Source organism: Iodobacter arcticus, from assembly GCF_042664895.1.
GTDB classification, from domain to species: domain Bacteria; phylum Pseudomonadota; class Gammaproteobacteria; order Burkholderiales; family Chitinibacteraceae; genus Iodobacter; species Iodobacter arcticus.
Window position 1 is genome coordinate 209,925 of record NZ_JBHTBQ010000006.1, and the last position, 17,968, is coordinate 227,892.

The 17,968-nt window shown below is 50.9% G+C and carries 14 protein-coding genes; 12 read left to right on the plus strand and 2 right to left on the minus strand.

The window, feature by feature from the left end; all coding sequences use genetic code 11:
• The first annotated feature begins 163 nt into the window (after positions 1 to 163).
• The 5 genes from deoC to udp all read left to right on the plus strand — a co-directional run bounded on the left by deoC (position 164) and on the right by udp (position 5,274).
• Positions 164 to 940 (plus strand): deoxyribose-phosphate aldolase, encoded by a 777-nt coding sequence (gene deoC, locus ACFQNF_RS03785; protein WP_046353669.1) that lies wholly within the window; start codon positions 164 to 166, stop codon positions 938 to 940.
• A gap of 174 nt (positions 941 to 1,114) precedes the next feature.
• Positions 1,115 to 2,422, plus strand: coding sequence for a thymidine phosphorylase (gene deoA, locus ACFQNF_RS03790; protein WP_380186209.1), 1,308 nt, complete (start codon positions 1,115 to 1,117; stop codon positions 2,420 to 2,422).
• Positions 2,423 to 2,467: 45 nt separating this feature from the next.
• The gene (locus ACFQNF_RS03795) at positions 2,468 to 3,682 is read left to right on the plus strand and encodes a phosphopentomutase (RefSeq protein WP_380186211.1); all 1,215 of its coding nucleotides are present in this window, start codon (positions 2,468 to 2,470) and stop codon (positions 3,680 to 3,682) included.
• A 166-nt stretch (positions 3,683 to 3,848) separates the two neighbouring features.
• The gene (locus ACFQNF_RS03800; protein ID WP_380186212.1) at positions 3,849 to 4,277 is read left to right on the plus strand and encodes a cytidine deaminase; all 429 of its coding nucleotides are present in this window, start codon (positions 3,849 to 3,851) and stop codon (positions 4,275 to 4,277) included.
• A 235-nt stretch (positions 4,278 to 4,512) separates the two neighbouring features.
• Positions 4,513 to 5,274 (plus strand): uridine phosphorylase, encoded by a 762-nt coding sequence (gene udp / locus ACFQNF_RS03805; RefSeq protein WP_380186213.1) that lies wholly within the window; start codon positions 4,513 to 4,515, stop codon positions 5,272 to 5,274.
• A 70-nt stretch (positions 5,275 to 5,344) separates the two neighbouring features.
• Here the strand turns inward: udp and ilvA are convergent, their stop codons facing one another.
• Positions 5,345 to 6,859: a threonine ammonia-lyase, biosynthetic gene (gene ilvA, locus ACFQNF_RS03810; RefSeq protein WP_380186214.1), complete on the minus strand. Its 1,515-nt coding sequence runs from the start codon at positions 6,857 to 6,859 to the stop codon at positions 5,345 to 5,347.
• A 295-nt stretch (positions 6,860 to 7,154) separates the two neighbouring features.
• Positions 7,155 to 8,153 (minus strand): DUF3369 domain-containing protein, encoded by a 999-nt coding sequence (locus ACFQNF_RS03815; protein WP_380186215.1) that lies wholly within the window; start codon positions 8,151 to 8,153, stop codon positions 7,155 to 7,157.
• Positions 8,154 to 8,357: 204 nt separating this feature from the next.
• Between ACFQNF_RS03815 and hslU the strand changes: the two genes are divergently transcribed.
• From hslU to ACFQNF_RS03850, 7 genes are all read left to right on the plus strand, one after another.
• Positions 8,358 to 9,653: an ATP-dependent protease ATPase subunit HslU gene (gene hslU / locus ACFQNF_RS03820; RefSeq protein ID WP_380186216.1), complete on the plus strand. Its 1,296-nt coding sequence runs from the start codon at positions 8,358 to 8,360 to the stop codon at positions 9,651 to 9,653.
• An 852-nt stretch (positions 9,654 to 10,505) separates the two neighbouring features.
• Positions 10,506 to 11,468: an ABC transporter substrate-binding protein gene (locus ACFQNF_RS03825; RefSeq protein ID WP_380186218.1), complete on the plus strand. Its 963-nt coding sequence runs from the start codon at positions 10,506 to 10,508 to the stop codon at positions 11,466 to 11,468.
• Positions 11,469 to 11,634: 166 nt separating this feature from the next.
• Positions 11,635 to 12,534 (plus strand): ABC transporter permease, encoded by a 900-nt coding sequence (locus ACFQNF_RS03830; RefSeq protein ID WP_046353662.1) that lies wholly within the window; start codon positions 11,635 to 11,637, stop codon positions 12,532 to 12,534.
• The gene (locus ACFQNF_RS03835) at positions 12,531 to 13,325 is read left to right on the plus strand and encodes an ABC transporter ATP-binding protein (protein ID WP_046353661.1); all 795 of its coding nucleotides are present in this window, start codon (positions 12,531 to 12,533) and stop codon (positions 13,323 to 13,325) included. Before ACFQNF_RS03830 ends, ACFQNF_RS03835 begins: the two co-directional genes overlap by 4 nt.
• A 340-nt stretch (positions 13,326 to 13,665) precedes the next feature.
• Positions 13,666 to 14,307 carry a hypothetical protein gene (locus tag ACFQNF_RS03840; protein ID WP_380186219.1) on the plus strand — a complete coding sequence of 214 codons (642 nt, stop codon included), beginning with the start codon at positions 13,666 to 13,668 and terminating at the stop codon, positions 14,305 to 14,307.
• 351 nt (positions 14,308 to 14,658) lie between these two features.
• Positions 14,659 to 15,864 carry an isochorismate synthase DhbC gene (gene dhbC, locus ACFQNF_RS03845; RefSeq protein WP_380186220.1) on the plus strand — a complete coding sequence of 402 codons (1,206 nt, stop codon included), beginning with the start codon at positions 14,659 to 14,661 and terminating at the stop codon, positions 15,862 to 15,864.
• Between the two features lie 195 nt (positions 15,865 to 16,059).
• Complete coding sequence (locus ACFQNF_RS03850; RefSeq protein WP_380186221.1) at positions 16,060 to 17,679, plus strand: (2,3-dihydroxybenzoyl)adenylate synthase; 1,620 nt, start codon at positions 16,060 to 16,062, stop codon at positions 17,677 to 17,679.
• Positions 17,680 to 17,968: the final 289 nt, after the last annotated feature.

Consider the following 17,968-nt stretch of genomic DNA (forward strand, 5'->3'; position numbering starts at 1 on the left):
TCCCTTGTGAAATACAAGTCAACAGAGCCTAGTGGCTAGTTGGGTAGGTTGGGTTAGCTTGTTTGTTGGCCGTATTTGCCAATAAACAAGCGTAACCCAACATGCTCAGATCAAGCTTCATCTTTGAGGCGAACCGCTCAAATATTTTGTAAAAGGAAAAATCATGACGACCCAAAATCAACTCTGTGCCGCAGCCCTGCGTGGTTTGCATTTAATGGATTTAACCGCGCTGAACGATTCTGACACCGTGGCATCCATCGAAGCTTTGGCGGCTTCAGCTAAAACTCCTGTGGGCAATCCTGCTGCGCTTTGTGTTTACGCACAGTTTGTACCCACTGCAAAAGCGGCGCTGGCGGCTCACGGTTTAAATATTCCGGTGGCCACCGTGACTAATTTTCCTAAGGGCGAGCCAACACCGGCTGAGGCTGCAGCTGAAACAGCTGCCGCCATTGCCAATGGCGCAGATGAAGTGGATGTGGTGTTTCCATGGCGCGCGCTGATGGCGGGGGACGAGCAAGTTGGCTTTGATGTAGTGGCACAAAGCCGCGCTGCAGTGGGCAACAAAATTTTGAAAGTGATTATCGAAAGCGGCGAGTTAAAAACACCCGCGCTGATTCGTAAAGCCAGTGAAATTTCAATTGCTGCAGGCGCGCATTTTATTAAGACCTCTACCGGTAAAGTGCCGGTTAATGCGACGCAAGAAGCCGCTGAAATCATGATTCAGGCGATTAAAGACAGCGGCAAAGCGGTTGGCTTTAAGGCTGCAGGCGGCGTGCGTACTGCACAAGATGCGCTGGAATACCTCGCAATTGCTGATCGCATCATGGGGCCAGATTGGGCGCAAGCAGCGACTTTCCGCTTTGGCGCATCCAGCCTGATGGGCAGCTTGCTCACCACCTTGGGCCACGATGCAGGCGCAACGGCTAAATCGGCGTATTGATTAAGCAGAGCCAATTCTTGAACCACAGAGAACACTGAGAGCACAGAGTTTCACAGAGGAAGCCAACGATAGAATGTTTTTCTCTGTGGTTTAAGTTTTTGTAGGGCGGGTGAAACCCGCCCTACGATGATTCAATGCTTGTGATGGCATGTGCTTTGTTTCAAAGAGGTTTATATGTTTTTGCCCCAGGAAATCATCCGTAAAAAGCGCAATGGCGATGTTTTAAGTGGTGATGAGATTCGTTTTTTTGTGTCCGGCATTAGCGATCAGAGCATTTCTGAAGGGCAGATCGCCGCCCTTGCAATGGCGGTTTACTTTAAAGGCATGACGCTTGCCGAGCGCGTGGCGCTGACTTTGGCAATGCGTGATTCGGGTCAGGTTTTGGATTGGCGCAGCTTGGATTTATCTGGTCCGGTGCTGGATAAACATTCAACTGGCGGTGTGGGCGATTTAGTCTCGCTGCTGCTGGGGCCAATGATTGCGGCTTGTGGCGGCTTTGTGCCGATGATTTCTGGCCGTGGCTTGGGCCATACCGGTGGCACGCTGGATAAATTTGATGCCATTCCCGGCTACAACACCGAGCCAAGTACCGAGCTATTTCGCAAAACGGTGCGTGAAGTGGGCGTTGCCATTATTGGCCAGACCGGTGATTTAGCCCCTGCGGATAAACGCCTCTATGCGATTCGCGATGTGACCGCCACGGTGGAATCGGTGGCCATGATTACCGGCTCGATTTTGTCGAAAAAATTATCGGCAGGGTTGGATGCGCTGGTGATGGATGTCAAAGTAGGCAGCGGTGCATTTATGCCTAATCTGGCCGCATCGCGTGAGCTGGCGACCAGTATTGTAGAAGTTGGCAATGGCGCAGGCCTGCCCACTGCAGCGCTGCTCACCGATATGAACGAGCCACTCGCCCCATGTGCGGGCAATGCTATCGAAGTGCGTTGTGCGCTGGATTATCTAAGCGGCAAACATCGCCCAGCGCGTTTGCATCAGGTGACGATGGCGCTGTGTAGCGAAATGCTGGTGCTGGGTAAATTGGCGGCGAATGTGGCCGAGGCAGAAAGCAAGCTAATGGCTGCCCTTAATAGCGGCCGTGCAGCGGAAATCTTTGGCCGTATGATCGCCAGCCTTGGCGGGCCGGCAGATTTTGTTGAAAAGCCAGATGAATATTTGCCACAGGCTGCGCTACAAATTGCAGTGCCAGCGGCACAGAATGGTTTTATTGTGGCTATAGATACCCGTGCGCTAGGGATGGCTGTAGTTAGCCTAGGCGGTGGCCGTCGTAAGCCGGGTGAGCTACTTGATTACGCAGTAGGGATGACGCAAATTGCAGGTTTAGGCCAAGAAGTGAGAGCTGGCGAGCCATTGGCGATTGTGCATGCACAAAGCGCGCAGGCGGCCGAGCTGGCGGTACAAGAAATACAGGCTGCGTTTACATACGGCTTAGTTGCCGTTGCCAGCAATCCGATTATTTATTAATAGTATTAATTTTGGCGGGTAAACACCCGCCCTAAGGAGTCACCCATGCGTGCCATCTTCCTGATTATGGATTCACTCGGTGTAGGCGCTGCGCCTGATGCAGACAAGTTTGGTGATGTAGGCTCCAATACACTTGGCCATATTGCAGAGCGTTGTTTCAATGGCGAGGCTGATATCGAGCGCAGCGGCCCGCTGAAAATTCCTCATCTTGAAGCGTTGGGAATGGGTTTGGCTTGTGGCTTAGCCAGCGGCAAAGTGCCAGCAGGCCTATCCGCCACGATCAAGCCGACTGCCGCTTATGGCGCAGCTTTTGAGATTTCGTCCGGCAAAGACACGCCATCGGGTCACTGGGAATTAGCCGGTGTGCCGGTGTTGTTTGACTGGGGCTATTTCACCAAAAAAACCGACACTTTCCCGCCAGAGCTGCTGGAAACCTTGGTAAGGCGTGCAGGCCTGCCCGGCTATCTGGGTAATTGCCACGCTTCTGGCACCGATATCATTGCCAAGCTGGGTGATGAGCATCGCGCTACTGGCAAGCCAATCTTTTATACCTCGGCCGATTCGGTATTCCAGATTGCTGCACACGAAGAAAGCTTTGGCTTAGAAAAACTCTACGAGCTATGCCAGATCGCCCATGAAGAAATGCTGCAATACAATATTTGCCGCGTGATTGCTCGCCCATTTGATGGCGAAACACCAGCAACTTATGCCCGCACCGGTAATCGCCATGATTATGCTGTTGCGCCCCCAGCTAAAACGGTTCTAGAAAAGCTGACTGATGCAGGCGGCACGGTGGTTTCTATCGGCAAAATTGCGGACATTTACGCGCATTGCGGCATTACCAAGGGCATTAAAGCCAGCGGCTTAACCGCGCTATGGGATGCCACGCTAAAAGCCACGCTCGACGCGCCTGACAACAGTATTGTGATGACCAATTTTGTTGATTTCGATGAGAAATTTGGCCACCGCCGCGATGTAGCGGGTTATGCCCGTGGCTTGGAATTATTCGATAAGCGCCTGCCAGAAATGCTGGCCCTGCTTAAAGACGACGATATTCTGATTATCTCGGCCGATCACGGCTGCGATCCAACTTGGCCGGGCACTGAGCACACTCGTGAGCATGTGCCGGTGTTGGTCTACGGCAAGTGCGTTCCGGCTGGCAGCATTGGCATTCGCGAGTCTTTCGCAGACGTGGGTCAGAGCTTGGCTAACTGGTTCAATCTGTCGTCCTTTCCTGTTGGGAAAGCGTTTTTAGACTAAGCCGTTTTAAAAAACGTAAGTACTTAAGTAAAAAATTTCCAGCAAGGCATGCCGACAAAGACAGTGCAGTTTGTACGGCTAGGAGGCATAACGATGCTGGGGGATTTTTACGAAAGCACTGAATGAACCAACTGTACTCATTTATATATATGTCTTGGAGTAAGTCATGACGCGTGAAGAACTCGATGCAAGAGAATTACTAGATCAGGCCCGTATCGCTCGCACTTCAGCCTATGCGCCGTATTCGCGCTTTTTAGTGGGCGCGGCACTGATTACCAAAGATGGCCGCGTATTTCATGGTTGCAATGTAGAAAACGCTTCTTATGGCCTGTGCAACTGTGCAGAGCGTACTGTGCTGTTTAGCGCGGTAGCTAATGGCTATAAGCCGGGTGATTTTTCTGCTATTGCCGTAGTGGGTGATACTCCCGGCCCAATCGCGCCTTGCGGTGCTTGCCGTCAGGTGATGATAGAAATCGGTACACCCGCGCTGCCAGTGATCTTGGGCAATATGAAAGACGATATGGAAATCACCACCGCAGGCGATCTGCTGCCGGGTGCTTTCTACCTCGACCCAAAAGATACACCTGCGCTGTAAATATCCAACCGGATGCAAAACCGTAGGGCGGGTGCAACCCGCCAAGTTTTGTGATGAAACAGCGGCGGGTTTCACCCGCCCTACGGATTAGAGCTCAAATTTAAACTCAAACTACAAAACGTGGAATTTCTGAGAAGACGAGGTGATACGAGGAAATGATTGGTTTTCTCCGTGGCCCTCCGTGTTCTCCGTGGTTCAAGGTTTGGGTTCGTTTTTTTCAAATTGAAGGACTCTCATGTCTAAATCTGAAGTTTTCCATTTAGGTCTCGCTAAAAGCGATTTAGCCGGTGCCACTCTTGCGATTGTGCCGGGTGACCCTGCCCGTGTGCAGCGTATTGCTGAAAAAATGAGCAATGCCAAGTTGCTGGCCAGCCACCGTGAATTCACCACTTACCTTGCTGAGCTCGATGGCAAGCCGATTGTGATTTGCTCAACCGGCATTGGCGGCCCTTCTACTTCGATTGCGGTTGAAGAGTTGGCTCAGTTGGGGATCAACACCTTCTTGCGCGTGGGTACAACGGGTGCGATTCAGTCGCATATCAATGTGGGCGATGTGCTGGTGACCACCGGTTCGGTTCGCTTGGATGGCGCAAGCTTGCACTTTGCCCCGATGAGCTTCCCTGCCGTAGCCGATTTTGACTGCACGACTGCGCTGGTGAATGCGGCTAAAAAAGCCGGTAAGCCACTGCATATCGGCGTAACCGCTTCATCAGACACTTTTTACCCAGGCCAAGAGCGCTACGATACTTGTAGCGGTCGTGTACTAGGCAGCTTGCAAGGTTCGATGAAAGAATGGCAGGCGATGGGTGTGATGAATTACGAGATGGAATCCGCCACTTTGCTAACTATGTGCGCGACTCAAGGTTGGCGTGCAGGGATGGTCGCTGGCGTGATCGTAAACCGCACCCAGCAAGAAATCCCAGATGCAGAAGCTATGAAATTGGCTGAGCATACTGCGGTAGATATCGTGATTGAAGCTGCGCGTAATTTGATTTAATTGTTGTCGATCGCGGGCTGCAACCCGGGATTAATGCATAAAAAAACGGCCATCATTGATGGCCGTTTTTTTAAGCACTCAAAAATAGTGCATAAGCAGGATTATCGCTTTCATCCCAATGCATATAGCCCAGTTTCTCAACAAAGGCTTTAAACGCGTCGTTGTCTTGCTCTGGCACTTGAATGCCGACCAAAATACGGCCGTAATCTGCGCCGTGGTTGCGGTAGTGAAAGAGGCTGATATTCCACTCTCCATTCATACCATTTAAGAAATTCAGCAGGGCGCCAGGGCGCTCTGGAAATTCGAAACGCATCAGGCGCTCGTTTTGTACATTGTGTGCTTTGCCGCCGACTAAATGGCGGATATGCAGCTTGGCGAGTTCATTATCGGTGAGATCGACTGCGGCGATTTTTGCTGTGGCTAAGTCGCTAATCAAATCGATCACTTCGCTGCGATTTTGAATCGATAGGCCGACAAAAACATGGGCTTCGGTGCTGCTGGAGTAGCGGTAGTTAAATTCGGTGATATTGCGCGCACCGATGAGCTTACAGAAAGTGCGGAAAGAGCCCGGCTGCTCTGGAATAGTGACGGCTACAATCGCCTCGCGCTGCTCGCCCATTTCGGCTTGCTCAGCAATATAACGCAGGCGGTCAAAATTCATATTTGCGCCAGAGGCCACGGCGATCAGGGTGGCGTCTTGCTTGCCTTCACGCGCTGCCCAGGCTTTTAGGCCCGCAATGGCCAGTGCGCCTGCTGGTTCTAGAATCGAGCGATTGTCTTCAAATACATCTTTAATGGCCGCGCACATGGCGTCGGTATCGACCAGAATCACGTCGTCGACAAATTGGCTGCAGAGGCGGAAGGTTTCTTCACCAACCTGTTTAACCGCTACGCCGTCAGCAAAAATACCCACTTGTGGCAGGGTAATGCGCTCGCCCAGCTTCAGGCTTAAATACATGGCGTTGGCGTCAGTTGGCTCTACACCAATGATTTTAATTTCTGGGCGCAGGCGTTTGATATAGGCCGCCATCCCTGCCAACAGGCCACCGCCACCTACTGGAATAAAAATCGCGTCGATATGATCGGGGTATTGGCGCAAAATCTCCATCGCCACCGTGCCTTGCCCGGCAATCACATCAGGATCATCAAAAGGGTGAATCAGCGTAGCGCCGGTTTGCTCGGATAAATTAAGCGCGTGCTGATAGCAATCGGAGTAAGAATCACCGACTAGCACTGCTTCAGCGCCACGGCGGGTAACGGCGTCTACCTTGATACGTGGGGCGGTGGTTGGCATCACAATGGTAGCGCGGCAATTTAAATGCTGGGCGGCCATCGCTACGCCTTGCGCATGGTTGCCAGCGGATGCGGCCACTACGCCACGTTCCAATTCGGCATGGCTAAGCTTAGACATCTTGTTGTACGCGCCGCGAATTTTAAACGAGAACACGGGCTGCATATCTTCGCGCTTAAACAGCACTTTATTGCCAATGCGGCGCGATAGATTGGGGGCGAATTCTAGCGGAGATTCAATAGCCACATCGTAGACACGGGCTTTGATAATACTTTCCAGATAATCTTTCGACATAGCATGCTACGGGTTGGTGAGAGGGAATGGATGATTCTACCGTTGAAAGTGTGGGCTTGGGGCTTTGCAAAAGCAGGCAGTAGCAAATCGGAGTGATTTATTTTGCTGAAGGGGGATTAGCTCAGTTAGCTTATGCCTGCAATGGTAGGCTGGGCTAGCAGGCTTATCTCTGCATCCGCTTAGGCTAAGATCATGAGTTTTATTTTTTGTAGGGCGGGTGCAACCCGCCCTACGATGATTCAATGCTTGTTATTGTGCTGCAGTATCTAGCTAAGCTGCACCCGCCATAAGCGATTCATTCCACCCCGCGCAGCGCTTGAATTTCTTTATTCATCATTAGATTTTCAAAAGCGATACTCACATTGCGGCAGAATAATTCGATCAGTTCTTTATCTGGATTAGATAAAGCCACGGGGCCATCGATAATCAGTAAATTAACCGGCCCACGTTCAGTATGAAAAAAGCCGACAAAATGATCGGTAGCGTAGACGCTGTGGCTTTCCTGCATTGCTTGTTTGATTGAGGCATCAAATTGGGCCAGCTGTGCAACTTCTAGTTTCTTGCCGCAAAGCGCTTGATAGCCGCCGGTGGCATACATGACTTGAACGCCTCCATCTTGTGATAGGGCGGCCATCCCGCCCTGAACAACCACATATAAAGCTTCTTGCTCAAAAAACAGCAGTGATTGCAATTGCTCTAATACGCCTTGGGCAAATTGCTGAATCGATTGCTGTTTAAAAATACTGGCCGAAGCCTCAATCACTTTTATTAAACCCCGACGATTGGCGGCCAGCATCTGGCGCTGGTGCTCAAGCTGCATAATGTCTTTATAAGAGCGCAAAGTGCCCAGAATAGCGGTGTAGAGCTTATCGCGGGTGAGTTCGGTTTTGGCTTTGTAATCATTGATATCGTAGCTTTCAATCACTCGCCGCTCTGGGGCAACGCCGGGCTGGCCTGTGCGTAAAATAATGCGGATCTGGTGATTGCCTAGGGTTTCGCGGATGGCATGGGCCACTTGTAGGCCGGAATCTTCCTGCTCCATCACTACATCAAGTAATACTAAGGCGATATCTTGGCGGGTAGTGAGTAGTTCCAGACTTTCTGCGCCGGAGTAGCAAGATAAGATTTCTAAACGCTTACCTAGAAATTCGATATTGGCCAGAGCAAGCCGCGTGACATGGTGAATATCTGGCTCATCATCCACTACCAAGATCGTCCAGCAATCTTTGTGATCACGGGTTGATTCATCTGTAGTGTCTTCGTCTAACCAATCATCATCTACGCTATTGCTCATATTTCTCTCTGCGTAAGGCTTATATATAGCTAGTGTAGAACTTATCTAGTTGATTTGTATGCAAGTGCTTATGATTTTATGTATTAATTACCCGTGGTTTTAGGGGGCCAACTAAGGCATAAAGAGATGAAATATGTGTGTATCAGGCTTTAAATTTATCGAGAGTGCCGCCATCTGCCTTTTATATATTGTTAAGGATTGACCATGAGCCATATGACGCCGCAAGAAATCGTTCACGAGCTAGATAAGCATATTGTTGGCCAAGCTGCGGCCAAGAAATCGGTAGCGATTGCGCTGCGTAATCGTTGGCGCAGGCAGCAGGTGGCAGAGCCGCTGCGTAGTGAAATCACACCCAAAAATATTTTGATGATTGGACCAACCGGTGTGGGTAAAACTGAAATTGCCCGCCGCCTTGCCAAATTATCTGACGCACCCTTTATTAAAGTAGAAGCGACCAAATTCACCGAAGTGGGTTATGTCGGTAAAGATGTAGACAGCATTATTCGTGATTTAGTTGAGGTTGCCGTCAAGCAGGTGCGGGATAAAGCCATTAGCCGCAATCGTGCTCGTGCTACTGATGCCGCCGAAGAGCGGGTGCTGGATGTACTCTTGCCACCGGGTGGCAACGATGAATCAGATACCCGTCAAAAATTCCGCAAAATGCTGCGTGAAGGCAAGTTTGACGACAAGGAAATTGAAATCGAAGTGGCAGCCAGCGTGCCAACGATGGAAGTGATGAGCCCGCCGGGCATGGAAGACTTCTCCAGCCAGATCCAGCAAATGTTTAAAGGCGCGTTCTCAGATAAAAAGAAAGCGCAAAAGCTGAAAGTGGCTGAGGCGATAAAGCTGCTGACCGAGGAAGAAGCCGGCAAGTTGGTGAATGAAGAAGACGCCAAAACCGAAGCACTGCAAGCGGTTGAGCAAAACGGCATTGTGTTTATCGACGAGATTGATAAAGTTACCAGCCGTGCCGAGGCAGGCAGCGGTGAAGTCAGCCGCCAAGGTGTGCAGCGCGATTTACTGCCACTGGTAGAGGGCACCACCGTTACCACCAAATACGGCATGGTGAAGACCGACCATATTCTGTTTATTGCCAGCGGTGCTTTCCACTTAGCCAAGCCTTCGGATTTAATTCCCGAGCTGCAAGGGCGTTTCCCGATTCGGGTTGAGCTGAATTCACTCACCGTTGGCGATTTTGCCAGCATTCTGACAGGCACCGATGCTTGCCTCGTGAAGCAATATCAGGCTTTGCTTGCCACCGAAGAGGTGGAGCTGGATTTCACCGATGCCGGTGTAAAGCGCATGGCCGAAATTGCCTGGCAGGTGAACGAGAGCACCGAGAATATCGGCGCGCGTCGTTTGTATACCGTGATGGAGCGCTTGCTGGAAGAAATCTCCTTTGATGCAAAAAGCGGCAAGATTGTGGTGGATGCAGAATTCGTAAGCAGCAAATTAGGTGGCATTGCCGCAGACGAAGATTTAGCGCGCTACGTGCTTTAAATTGTCAGGCTCAGCATGTAGGGGGAGTGCTAGCCAGCCACATTGGCTGGCCTTGCTCTGCTGCTAATGCCCTGAATTTACAGGCGGAAAACCTCAGAGTTTTCCGCCTTGTTTTTTTTGAAATGAGGCATAAGAAGGTCAAAATACAAGTGTGAGCAAGGCATTTAACCGTTCCTCAGCTTACAAGATATCCTTCAAATATATTGCTGGATAATGTCATTTCTGTGAACTAGTCTGATAGACATCTTTCTTGCTAACCCGCTGTTTCCTTAAAATTTATTAAAACCTGTAGTGCTGTTGACATCTTAAGTGCTGGTTTTTTGCGGTATATCAAAGTGTGCTCTAAGCCTTTACACACAGGCAGAGCTGTGCTTGTGGCTGGTTTTTATAAATATAATTTCTCATCGCTTTTTTTTCCGCTAAATGGTATCTGGCTTGGCTCTTAGCACTATTTCTTTGCTGCTACCAAGGCTGGATTCATCGCTTTAAATCGTTTTAATCAATGCTTTATTTATATCTTACCCACAAAGTTATCCACAGCCTGTTTGACTCCCTCCTGTATAAATCTGCATTAAAGAAAACACCCTCTATTAGGGATATCCCCGTTTTGTATCCTATGCAGACTTCCCTCTATTATCTTTGGCGCAACTAAAGCTTATTGTGTTTATCTTCTAGGTATTTTATTTAGTATGATTTGCAAGCTAAAGTAGTGGCTTGGCTATTTGTTTGTCATTCAAATGAAAAAATAAAACGATTGTTTTATATAAGTAAGCAAACTTATTTTTTACTTAAAAAATTCGAGATTTTCTTTCCCTCAAGCTTCAAAATCACTTTGAAATAAGGATTTGCCCGATGCTTAAATTATTGAAACCTACTCTTTTAGCCGCACTTATTAGCTTGTCGTTTACTGCGGGCGCTGCGGAAATGAAATCAGTAGCAGTAACGGCGATTGTTGATCACCCTGCGTTAGATGCGGCACGCAAAGGGGTAGAAGATGAATTAAAAGCAGCGGGCTTTGAGCCGGGCAAGCAAATCAAATATCAATTTCAAAGCGCTCAAGGCAATACCGCCACTGCCGCTCAAATTGCACGTAAGTTTGTGGGCGATCAGCCTGATGTGATCGTGGCGATTGCCACCCCAAGCGCACAGGCCGTGGTGGCTGCAACACGCAGTATTCCGGTGGTGTTTACGGCGGTGACTGATCCGGTGGCGGCCAAGCTGGTTAAAAGCTGGAAGACGGGCAACGATAATGTAACCGGCGTATCCGATATGCTGCAATTATCCCCACAGATCGATTTAATCCTCAAAGTAAAACCCACAGCCAAGCGTATCGGTATGGTGTATAGCCCGGGGGAAGTGAATTCCACCATCGTGGCTAAAGAATTAAAAGCCGAATTGGCTAAACGTGGCATGACGCTGGTAGAAGCACCAGCAGCACGCACGGTGGATATCTCTACAGCGGCAAAAAGCTTAGTGGGCAAGGTGGATGCGATTTACACCAATACCGACAATAACGTGGTGTCTAGCTACGAGTCTTTAGTGGGCGTGGCTCAGCAAGCGCAGATTCCTTTGATCTCGGGTGACGCCAGCTTGGTTAAACGCGGCGCGATTGCGGCGATGGGCATGAGCTACTACGACCTAGGCCGCCAAACCGGCAAAATGGTGGTGCGTATTCTGAAAGGTGAAAAAGCCGGCGATATCGCACCTGAAGTAGGCTCTAAGCAAGAGCTGATGGTCAACACCACGGCTGCCAAGAAACAAGGTGTAACGCTGTCTGCAGCACTGCTAAAAGAAGCTAAAGAAGTGGTGAAGTAAGCTCTTCTGTATTAATCAAAAAAGGTCTGTAGACACAGAGCTAAATGAGAACGCAGAGAGCACAGAGAAAGACAATGCCTAGCTTTGTATTTCTCTGTGTACTCTGGGCCCTCTGTGTCTACAGATCTTTTGCGAATGTTTTTGACGTTTACCCCTTGGAATACTTATGACTCCCATTGCCTTAATGGGCGCATTGGAAATTGGTTTGATCTTTGCGCTAGTGGCGCTTGGGGTGCTGATTTCTTTTCGCCTGCTGAATTTCCCCGATTTAACTGCCGATGGCAGCTTCCCACTGGGTGGCGCGGTGGCGGCCACTTTAATTGCCGGCGGACATGATCCTTGGTTTGCCTGTGCCATGGCTGTATTGGCCGGGGCAGCCTCGGGCTGGCTAACGGCGTGGCTGAATGTGCGGTTAAATATCTTGCAGCTGCTTGCCAGTATCTTGGTGATGATTGGCCTGTATTCGATTAATTTACGCATTATGGGCGCGCCTAATTTACCGTTGATTGGCGCTCCAACGGTGTTCTCACCCTTTATTGGTGAACAATTTGAGCGGGGCTGGCTGGTTCAGCCTGCGGTGTTGGCGGTTATTATTGTGTTGGCCAAGCTAGGGCTCGATGTGTTTTTTGCCTCGCAAGCCGGCTTGGCGATGCGTGCAACTGGGGCTAATCCTCGAATGGCGCGTGCTCAGGGTATTGCTACTGATCGAATGATTCTGATTGGCATGGCCTTATCGAATGCGCTGATTGCCTTTGCCGGTGCGCTATATGTGCAAACGCAGGGCGGTGCGGATGTGTCGATGGGCGTGGGCACGATTGTGGTGGGCTTGGCGGCGGTGATTATCGGTGAAACGCTGTTGCCATCGCGCAGCCTATGGGTGATTACGCTGGCGACCGTGCTGGGTGCATTGCTGTATCGCCTGCTGATTGCATTGGCGCTTAATGCCGATTTTATTGGCTTAAAGGCACAGGATTTAAACTTAATCACGGCCGTGCTGGTTGGTGTGGCGCTGGTGTTGCCTAAGCTGAAGGCTAAGTTGTTTCGTAAAAAGGGGAAAAAATCATGATGGAAGTCCGTGATTTATATAAAACCTTTAACCCCGGCACACCGATTGAAAATCTGGTTTTACGTGGCCTATCGCTCACCATTGAATCTGGCCAGTTTATTACCGTGATCGGCAGCAATGGTGCGGGTAAATCGACTTTTCTGAATGCGATTTCCGGCGATTTGCAAATGGATAGCGGCAGCATTCATATCGATGGGCAGGATGTCACACGGCAGTCGGCATGGCAGCGCGCTGGCATGGTGGCGCGGGTGTTTCAAGACCCGATGGCTGGCACGTGCGAAGGGCTGAGCATTGAAGAAAACATGGCTTTGGCTTGGCAGCGCGGCAAAAAGCGCGGCTTTGGCCGGGCGGTTAAAAACGAGCAGCGGGCGATTTTCCGTGAAAAGCTGGCGACCTTAGAGCTGGGCTTGGAAAACAGGCTGGGGGACCGGATGGATTTGCTCTCCGGCGGGCAAAGGCAGGCGGTAAGCCTGTTGATGGCATCTTTACAGCCATCCCGTTTGCTGTTGCTGGATGAGCACACCGCTGCGCTGGACCCTAAAACAGCGGCTTTTGTGTTGCAGCTGACAAACCGCATCGTAAAAGAAAACAACTTAACTGCGCTGATGGTGACGCACTCCATGCGCCAAGCGCTTGATCATGGCCATCGCACGATTATGTTGCATCAGGGGCAAGTGGTGCTGGATGTGGCAGGGGACGAGCGCCACACCATGGAAGTGGGCGATTTGTTGGCGATGTTTGAAAAAACTCGCGGCGAGAAAATTGATGATGATGCCTTGCTCTTAGGTTGATTCGTTTTATCGCAAAACCGGCTGGTTCAGACAATGAGTCAGCCGGTTTTTTTGCGTCTTGAGGTCTGTATTTTTCAGTAATTTGAATGATGAATTGCACCTAGTGCGGGCTTAATTAAACTTACATTAATCTTGTACGGCAGGGCTTGCCTATGGCATTATTAATAATGATATTTATTCTCAATATTGGGCATTACGCTATTTCAAACTATTCCACCTCGAAGTGCCTCTGTGATGCAGGGGCGTTTTTTTGAGTGATACTGTAAGCATGGCATCACGGTGTGAAGGGCTTGTTTTTTTGATTGATCTACTTCTTATGATCTAAATCTGGGAGTTGTCCATGTTTCAGCCTTTTATTGCCGCCCTTACCGGCACATCAGTGGAGTTCTTTGAAACGGTGGTGATTGCCTACGCCATTATCCGGGCGGGGCACCCACGGGAGGCGATTTCTGCCGTGATTTTTGGTCATCTGCTGGTATTTATTGCAGCGTTTTTTCTATTGCCTGCGCACACGGCAATTCCTGTGGATTGGTTAAGGCTGATCGCGGCGTTATTGCTCACTGCCATGGGGCTGTATTGGGCTTTTAAGTCAGCTAAAAGGCAGATACTTAATCAGCGGCCGCGCTGGGTGAGTAACCCCTTGGGCAAAGTAGGCATCACGCCTGAATCTTTGATTCCCCTCGCGTTTTCCCCCTTTGTTTTTCTGGTGATGACTAAAAGCGCGGTGATTGAAGCGACTGAAATTTTGCTGGTGGTTTTTCCGGTAGCGGCAATAAGCGGAGATTGGCCTGCCGTGCTGGGCGGCGCTTTTACGGGGATTGCCATTGTGACTCTGCTGGCTATGTTGCTGCATAAGCGCTTGCAAAGTATTCCTGAAGTGAAGCTAAAGCTGGTGATTGGTCTGCTGCTGGCAGGGATTGGTATTTCGTGGTTGCTAGAAATCTATAGCTCAACAGGCTTTCAGCTGGCTAGCCCGTTTTGATGAGGTGATGCTCGCTTATTTGCCAGCGACTGCTGATTTTTATAAAAGCGCAGCTTCCCTTAGGGGGCTGCGCTTTTTTCTTCTTTAATTTGTCAATCTCTTGGCTTTTTCTTGCAATAAAAGACAGCCAATATCGAGTGACTTCATGAGCATTGCTTACTCATCTTGCTTATGACATACTCTCGCCAACTTCGCTAATGATACTCATTATCATTCGTTTTTATTGGCTTATTTAAATCTATTTTGCTCCGTGGTCTGGTATTTCGTGGTGATTAGGAAATCTAGTGCAGGAATGGTTTTATAGATTTTAACTACTTTGCCTATTCCACTTTGAACAAGAGGAACTCGCTTATGAACGATCTTTTTCGCGGTGAATTGCGCACGCAGGCTCAATATTTACTCTCGGGCTACCAAACAGATTCAGCCTTATTTTTTGCCAGCTCCCGGCAAACTTTGCTGGCGCAAGGCCACTACGCCACCGTGCCCACGGCCGATAGCTTAGAAGCGCTAAATGAGTCGGTAAGCCTTGCTTTAAAGCAAGCTAAAGCCACCGGGCATTTAGATCCGGTGGTGGTGGGGGCGATTCCTTTTGATGGGCAAAAGCCAGCCTGCCTCAGCATCCCACGCAGCGTATTACGGGCGGGGCCTTTGCCGCAAAGTCTGGCGCAGCCTAAGCCGCAAGCCGTGCCGTGCACCATTCAATCGCTGCCAGAGCCACAAGTTTATGCCGATGGCGTGGCGCTGGCGGTCAGTCATTTGCAAAATAAAGATCTGGATAAGGTTGTGCTGGCCCGTGCGCTGGATTTAACCGCCGAGCAAGCGGTAGATATTCCCAAATTACTGGTGACGCTGGCGCAGCGCAATGCACATGGTTACACCTTTGCCGTGAACCTTTCTGCCGCCGCTGCAGAAGAGGAAGCCACGCCGCGCATCTTGATTGGTGCCAGCCCCGAGCTATTAGTACGCAAGCAGGGCAAGTTGGTGTTTTCTAATCCGCTGGCAGGCTCTGCCGCCCGCAGTCCCGATCCTAAAATTGATCGAGAGCGTGGCGAGGCGCTGCTTCAGTCGGCCAAAGATTTGCACGAGCACGCGGTAGTGGTGGATGCGGTTGCGGCCGGTTTGCGGCCATTTTGCCGCACACTGAATGTGCCGGAGCGGCCTGTGCTGCTGCATACCGAAACGATGTGGCACTTATCCACCGAAATCAGCGGCGAGCTGATTGATGAAGCCACCACGTCGCTGATGCTGGCTTCTGCCCTGCACCCTACACCGGCAGTGTGCGGCCATCCTAAGCGCAGCGCCCGAGATCTGATCTCGCAGATCGAGCCATTTGATCGCGGCTTTTACACCGGCATGCTGGGCTGGTGCGATGCCAACGGTGATGGTGAGTGGGTTGTGACGATTCGCTGCGCTGAAGTGCTGGGTAAATCCCTGCGCCTATTTGCCGGAGCCGGCATCGTGGCCGATTCGTCGCCGCAAAGCGAGCTGGCAGAAACGTCGGCTAAATTTCGCACCATGCTCAATGCTATGGGCCTTGTGCATGCCGGAGCGGTTTGATGAGTGATTTCTTAGCGCAAAGTGCTCGGACAGAGACTTCGGCGAAGTTTCAAACCATGCTCAATGCCATGGTTCTTGTGCATGGAGGAGTAGTTCGATGAGCGATTTCTTAGCGCAAAGTGCTCGGACAGAAACTTCGACGAAGTTTCAAACCATGCTCAATGCCATGGTTCTTGTGCATGGAGGAGTAGTTCGATGAGCGATTTCTTAGCCCATTGCACGCCATGGCCCGAAGCTATGGCAGCGGAATATCGCAGCAAAGGCTATTGGCGTGGCCAAACCTTTAGCGCCTTGCTGGACGAGCGGGTAGAGCAATATGGCGAGCGGCTGGCAGTAGTGAGCGGGCAAACCCGCTGGAGCTACCGTGATCTGGCCGCAGAGGCAGATTACCTTGCCAAGGGGTTTAGCGCGCTGGGCATAGGGCCCAAAGACAGGGTGGTGGTGCAACTGCCCAATTGTGCCGAGTTTTTTGCAGTGATTTTTGCCCTGTTTAGAATTGGCGCTTTGCCGATTTTTGCCCTGCCCGCACATCGCAAATTAGAAATCAGCTATTTTTGCCAGCATGCCGAAGCGGTGGCTTATATCATCGCCGATCAGCATGGCGGCTTTGATTACCGCAATCTGGCCAGCGAAGTAAAAGCCGTGTCGCCCAGCTTGCAGCATGTTTTGGTGCTGGGTGATGCAGGGCCATTTACGGCTTTGCATGATTTAGCTGCCGGCCCGCTGCCAGAGCCGCCTAAGGCTTCAGATGTTGCGTTTTTCCAGCTATCGGGTGGCAGCACGGGCACGCCTAAGCTGATTCCGCGCACTCACGACGATTATATTTACAGCCTGCGGGGCAGCGCAGAAATCTGCCAGCTTAGCCCGGAAAGCGTTTACCTCTGCGTATTGCCAGCTGGGCATAATTTTGCACTGAGCTCGCCCGGCTCCTTAGGCGTTTTCTACGCGGGTGGCACGGTGGTGCTGAGCAGCAATTCCAGCCCTGATCATGTTTTCCCGCTGATTGCCGCAGAGCGCGTTTCGATCAGCGCCTTGGTGCCGCCTTTGGTGCCCATATGGCTGGATGCCGCAGCAAGCTTGCAAGCCGATTTATCCAGCCTGAAAGTGGTGCAGGTCGGTGGCGCTCGTTTTAATAGCGAGATGGCTGCCCGCCTAGTGCGTGAGCTGGACTGCACCTTGCAGCAGGTGTTTGGCATGGCTGAGGGGCTTGTGAATTACACGCGCTACAACGATAGCGACGCGTTGGTCTTGCACACCCAAGGCAGGCCAATTTCGCCAGACGATGAAATCTGCGTGGTAGATGATGAAGATCAGCCCTTGCCCATTGGCGAAGTAGGGCATTTGCTGACGCGCGGCCCTTACACCATTCATGGCTATTACCGCGCTGCCGAGCACAATGCCCGTAGCTTTACAGCCGATGGTTTTTACCGTACTGGCGATTTAGTCAGGCAGACCGCTGAGGGCTATCTGGTGGTGGAAGGCCGGGCAAAAGATCAGATTAACCGTGGCGGCGAAAAGATCTCTGCCGAAGAAGTGGAGCATCTATTGCTGGCCCATCAGGGCGTGGCCGACGTGGCGATTGTGGCCATGCCGGATGCTTTTTTAGGTGAAAAAAGCTGCGCCTTTGTGATTCGCCGAGATGCCAGCCTGCGAGCGGTGGAGCTGAATGCTTATCTACGAAAACTAGGCATCGCCGCTTACAAAATCCCCGACCGGATCGAGTTTATCGACGCCTTCCCTAAAACCGGCGTGGGCAAAGTTAGCAAAAAAATTCTGCGACAAATGATAGAGCAGCAGCTGCTAGTGCTGTCGTAGGGTAGGTGACACTTCATGTGTGCTAACTAGTTTGCTTTTGTATTAGCAAACAGCCAAAAATCATAAGTGCTCCGCTCTTGGCATGGGGCTTAAAAGTCCCCTTGAAGCACGCCGAAGCGAGGAATAAGCGGCTCGGGGTTTCGGCAAAGGGGTAGCGAGGCAGCGAGCGAGCAGTCTTTGTCGCCGAGGCGATTATCCGCAGTGAGGGGCCTTCGTGCTGGCTGGGGCGGCCTTCTTTGGCTTCGTTTCTTGGCCGCGCAAGAAAGGAAGGTCCAGCGGGACGCCCGCA

Bases quoted from the DNA above. Each gene is read 5' to 3' on its own strand.
- deoC (WP_046353669.1), top strand. From the start codon at position 164: ATGACGACCCAAAATCAACTCTGTGCCGCAGCCCTGCGTGGTTTGCAT.
- deoA (WP_380186209.1), top strand. From the start codon at position 1,115: ATGTTTTTGCCCCAGGAAATCATCCGTAAAAAGCGCAATGGCGATGTT.
- ACFQNF_RS03795 (WP_380186211.1), top strand. From the start codon at position 2,468: ATGCGTGCCATCTTCCTGATTATGGATTCACTCGGTGTAGGCGCTGCG.
- ACFQNF_RS03800 (WP_380186212.1), top strand. From the start codon at position 3,849: ATGACGCGTGAAGAACTCGATGCAAGAGAATTACTAGATCAGGCCCGT.
- udp (WP_380186213.1), top strand. From the start codon at position 4,513: ATGTCTAAATCTGAAGTTTTCCATTTAGGTCTCGCTAAAAGCGATTTA.
- ilvA (WP_380186214.1), bottom strand. From the start codon at position 6,859: ATGTCGAAAGATTATCTGGAAAGTATTATCAAAGCCCGTGTCTACGAT.
- ACFQNF_RS03815 (WP_380186215.1), bottom strand. From the start codon at position 8,153: ATGAGCAATAGCGTAGATGATGATTGGTTAGACGAAGACACTACAGAT.
- hslU (WP_380186216.1), top strand. From the start codon at position 8,358: ATGAGCCATATGACGCCGCAAGAAATCGTTCACGAGCTAGATAAGCAT.
- ACFQNF_RS03825 (WP_380186218.1), top strand. From the start codon at position 10,506: ATGCTTAAATTATTGAAACCTACTCTTTTAGCCGCACTTATTAGCTTG.
- ACFQNF_RS03830 (WP_046353662.1), top strand. From the start codon at position 11,635: ATGACTCCCATTGCCTTAATGGGCGCATTGGAAATTGGTTTGATCTTT.
- ACFQNF_RS03835 (WP_046353661.1), top strand. From the start codon at position 12,531: ATGATGGAAGTCCGTGATTTATATAAAACCTTTAACCCCGGCACACCG.
- ACFQNF_RS03840 (WP_380186219.1), top strand. From the start codon at position 13,666: ATGTTTCAGCCTTTTATTGCCGCCCTTACCGGCACATCAGTGGAGTTC.
- dhbC (WP_380186220.1), top strand. From the start codon at position 14,659: ATGAACGATCTTTTTCGCGGTGAATTGCGCACGCAGGCTCAATATTTA.
- ACFQNF_RS03850 (WP_380186221.1), top strand. From the start codon at position 16,060: ATGAGCGATTTCTTAGCCCATTGCACGCCATGGCCCGAAGCTATGGCA.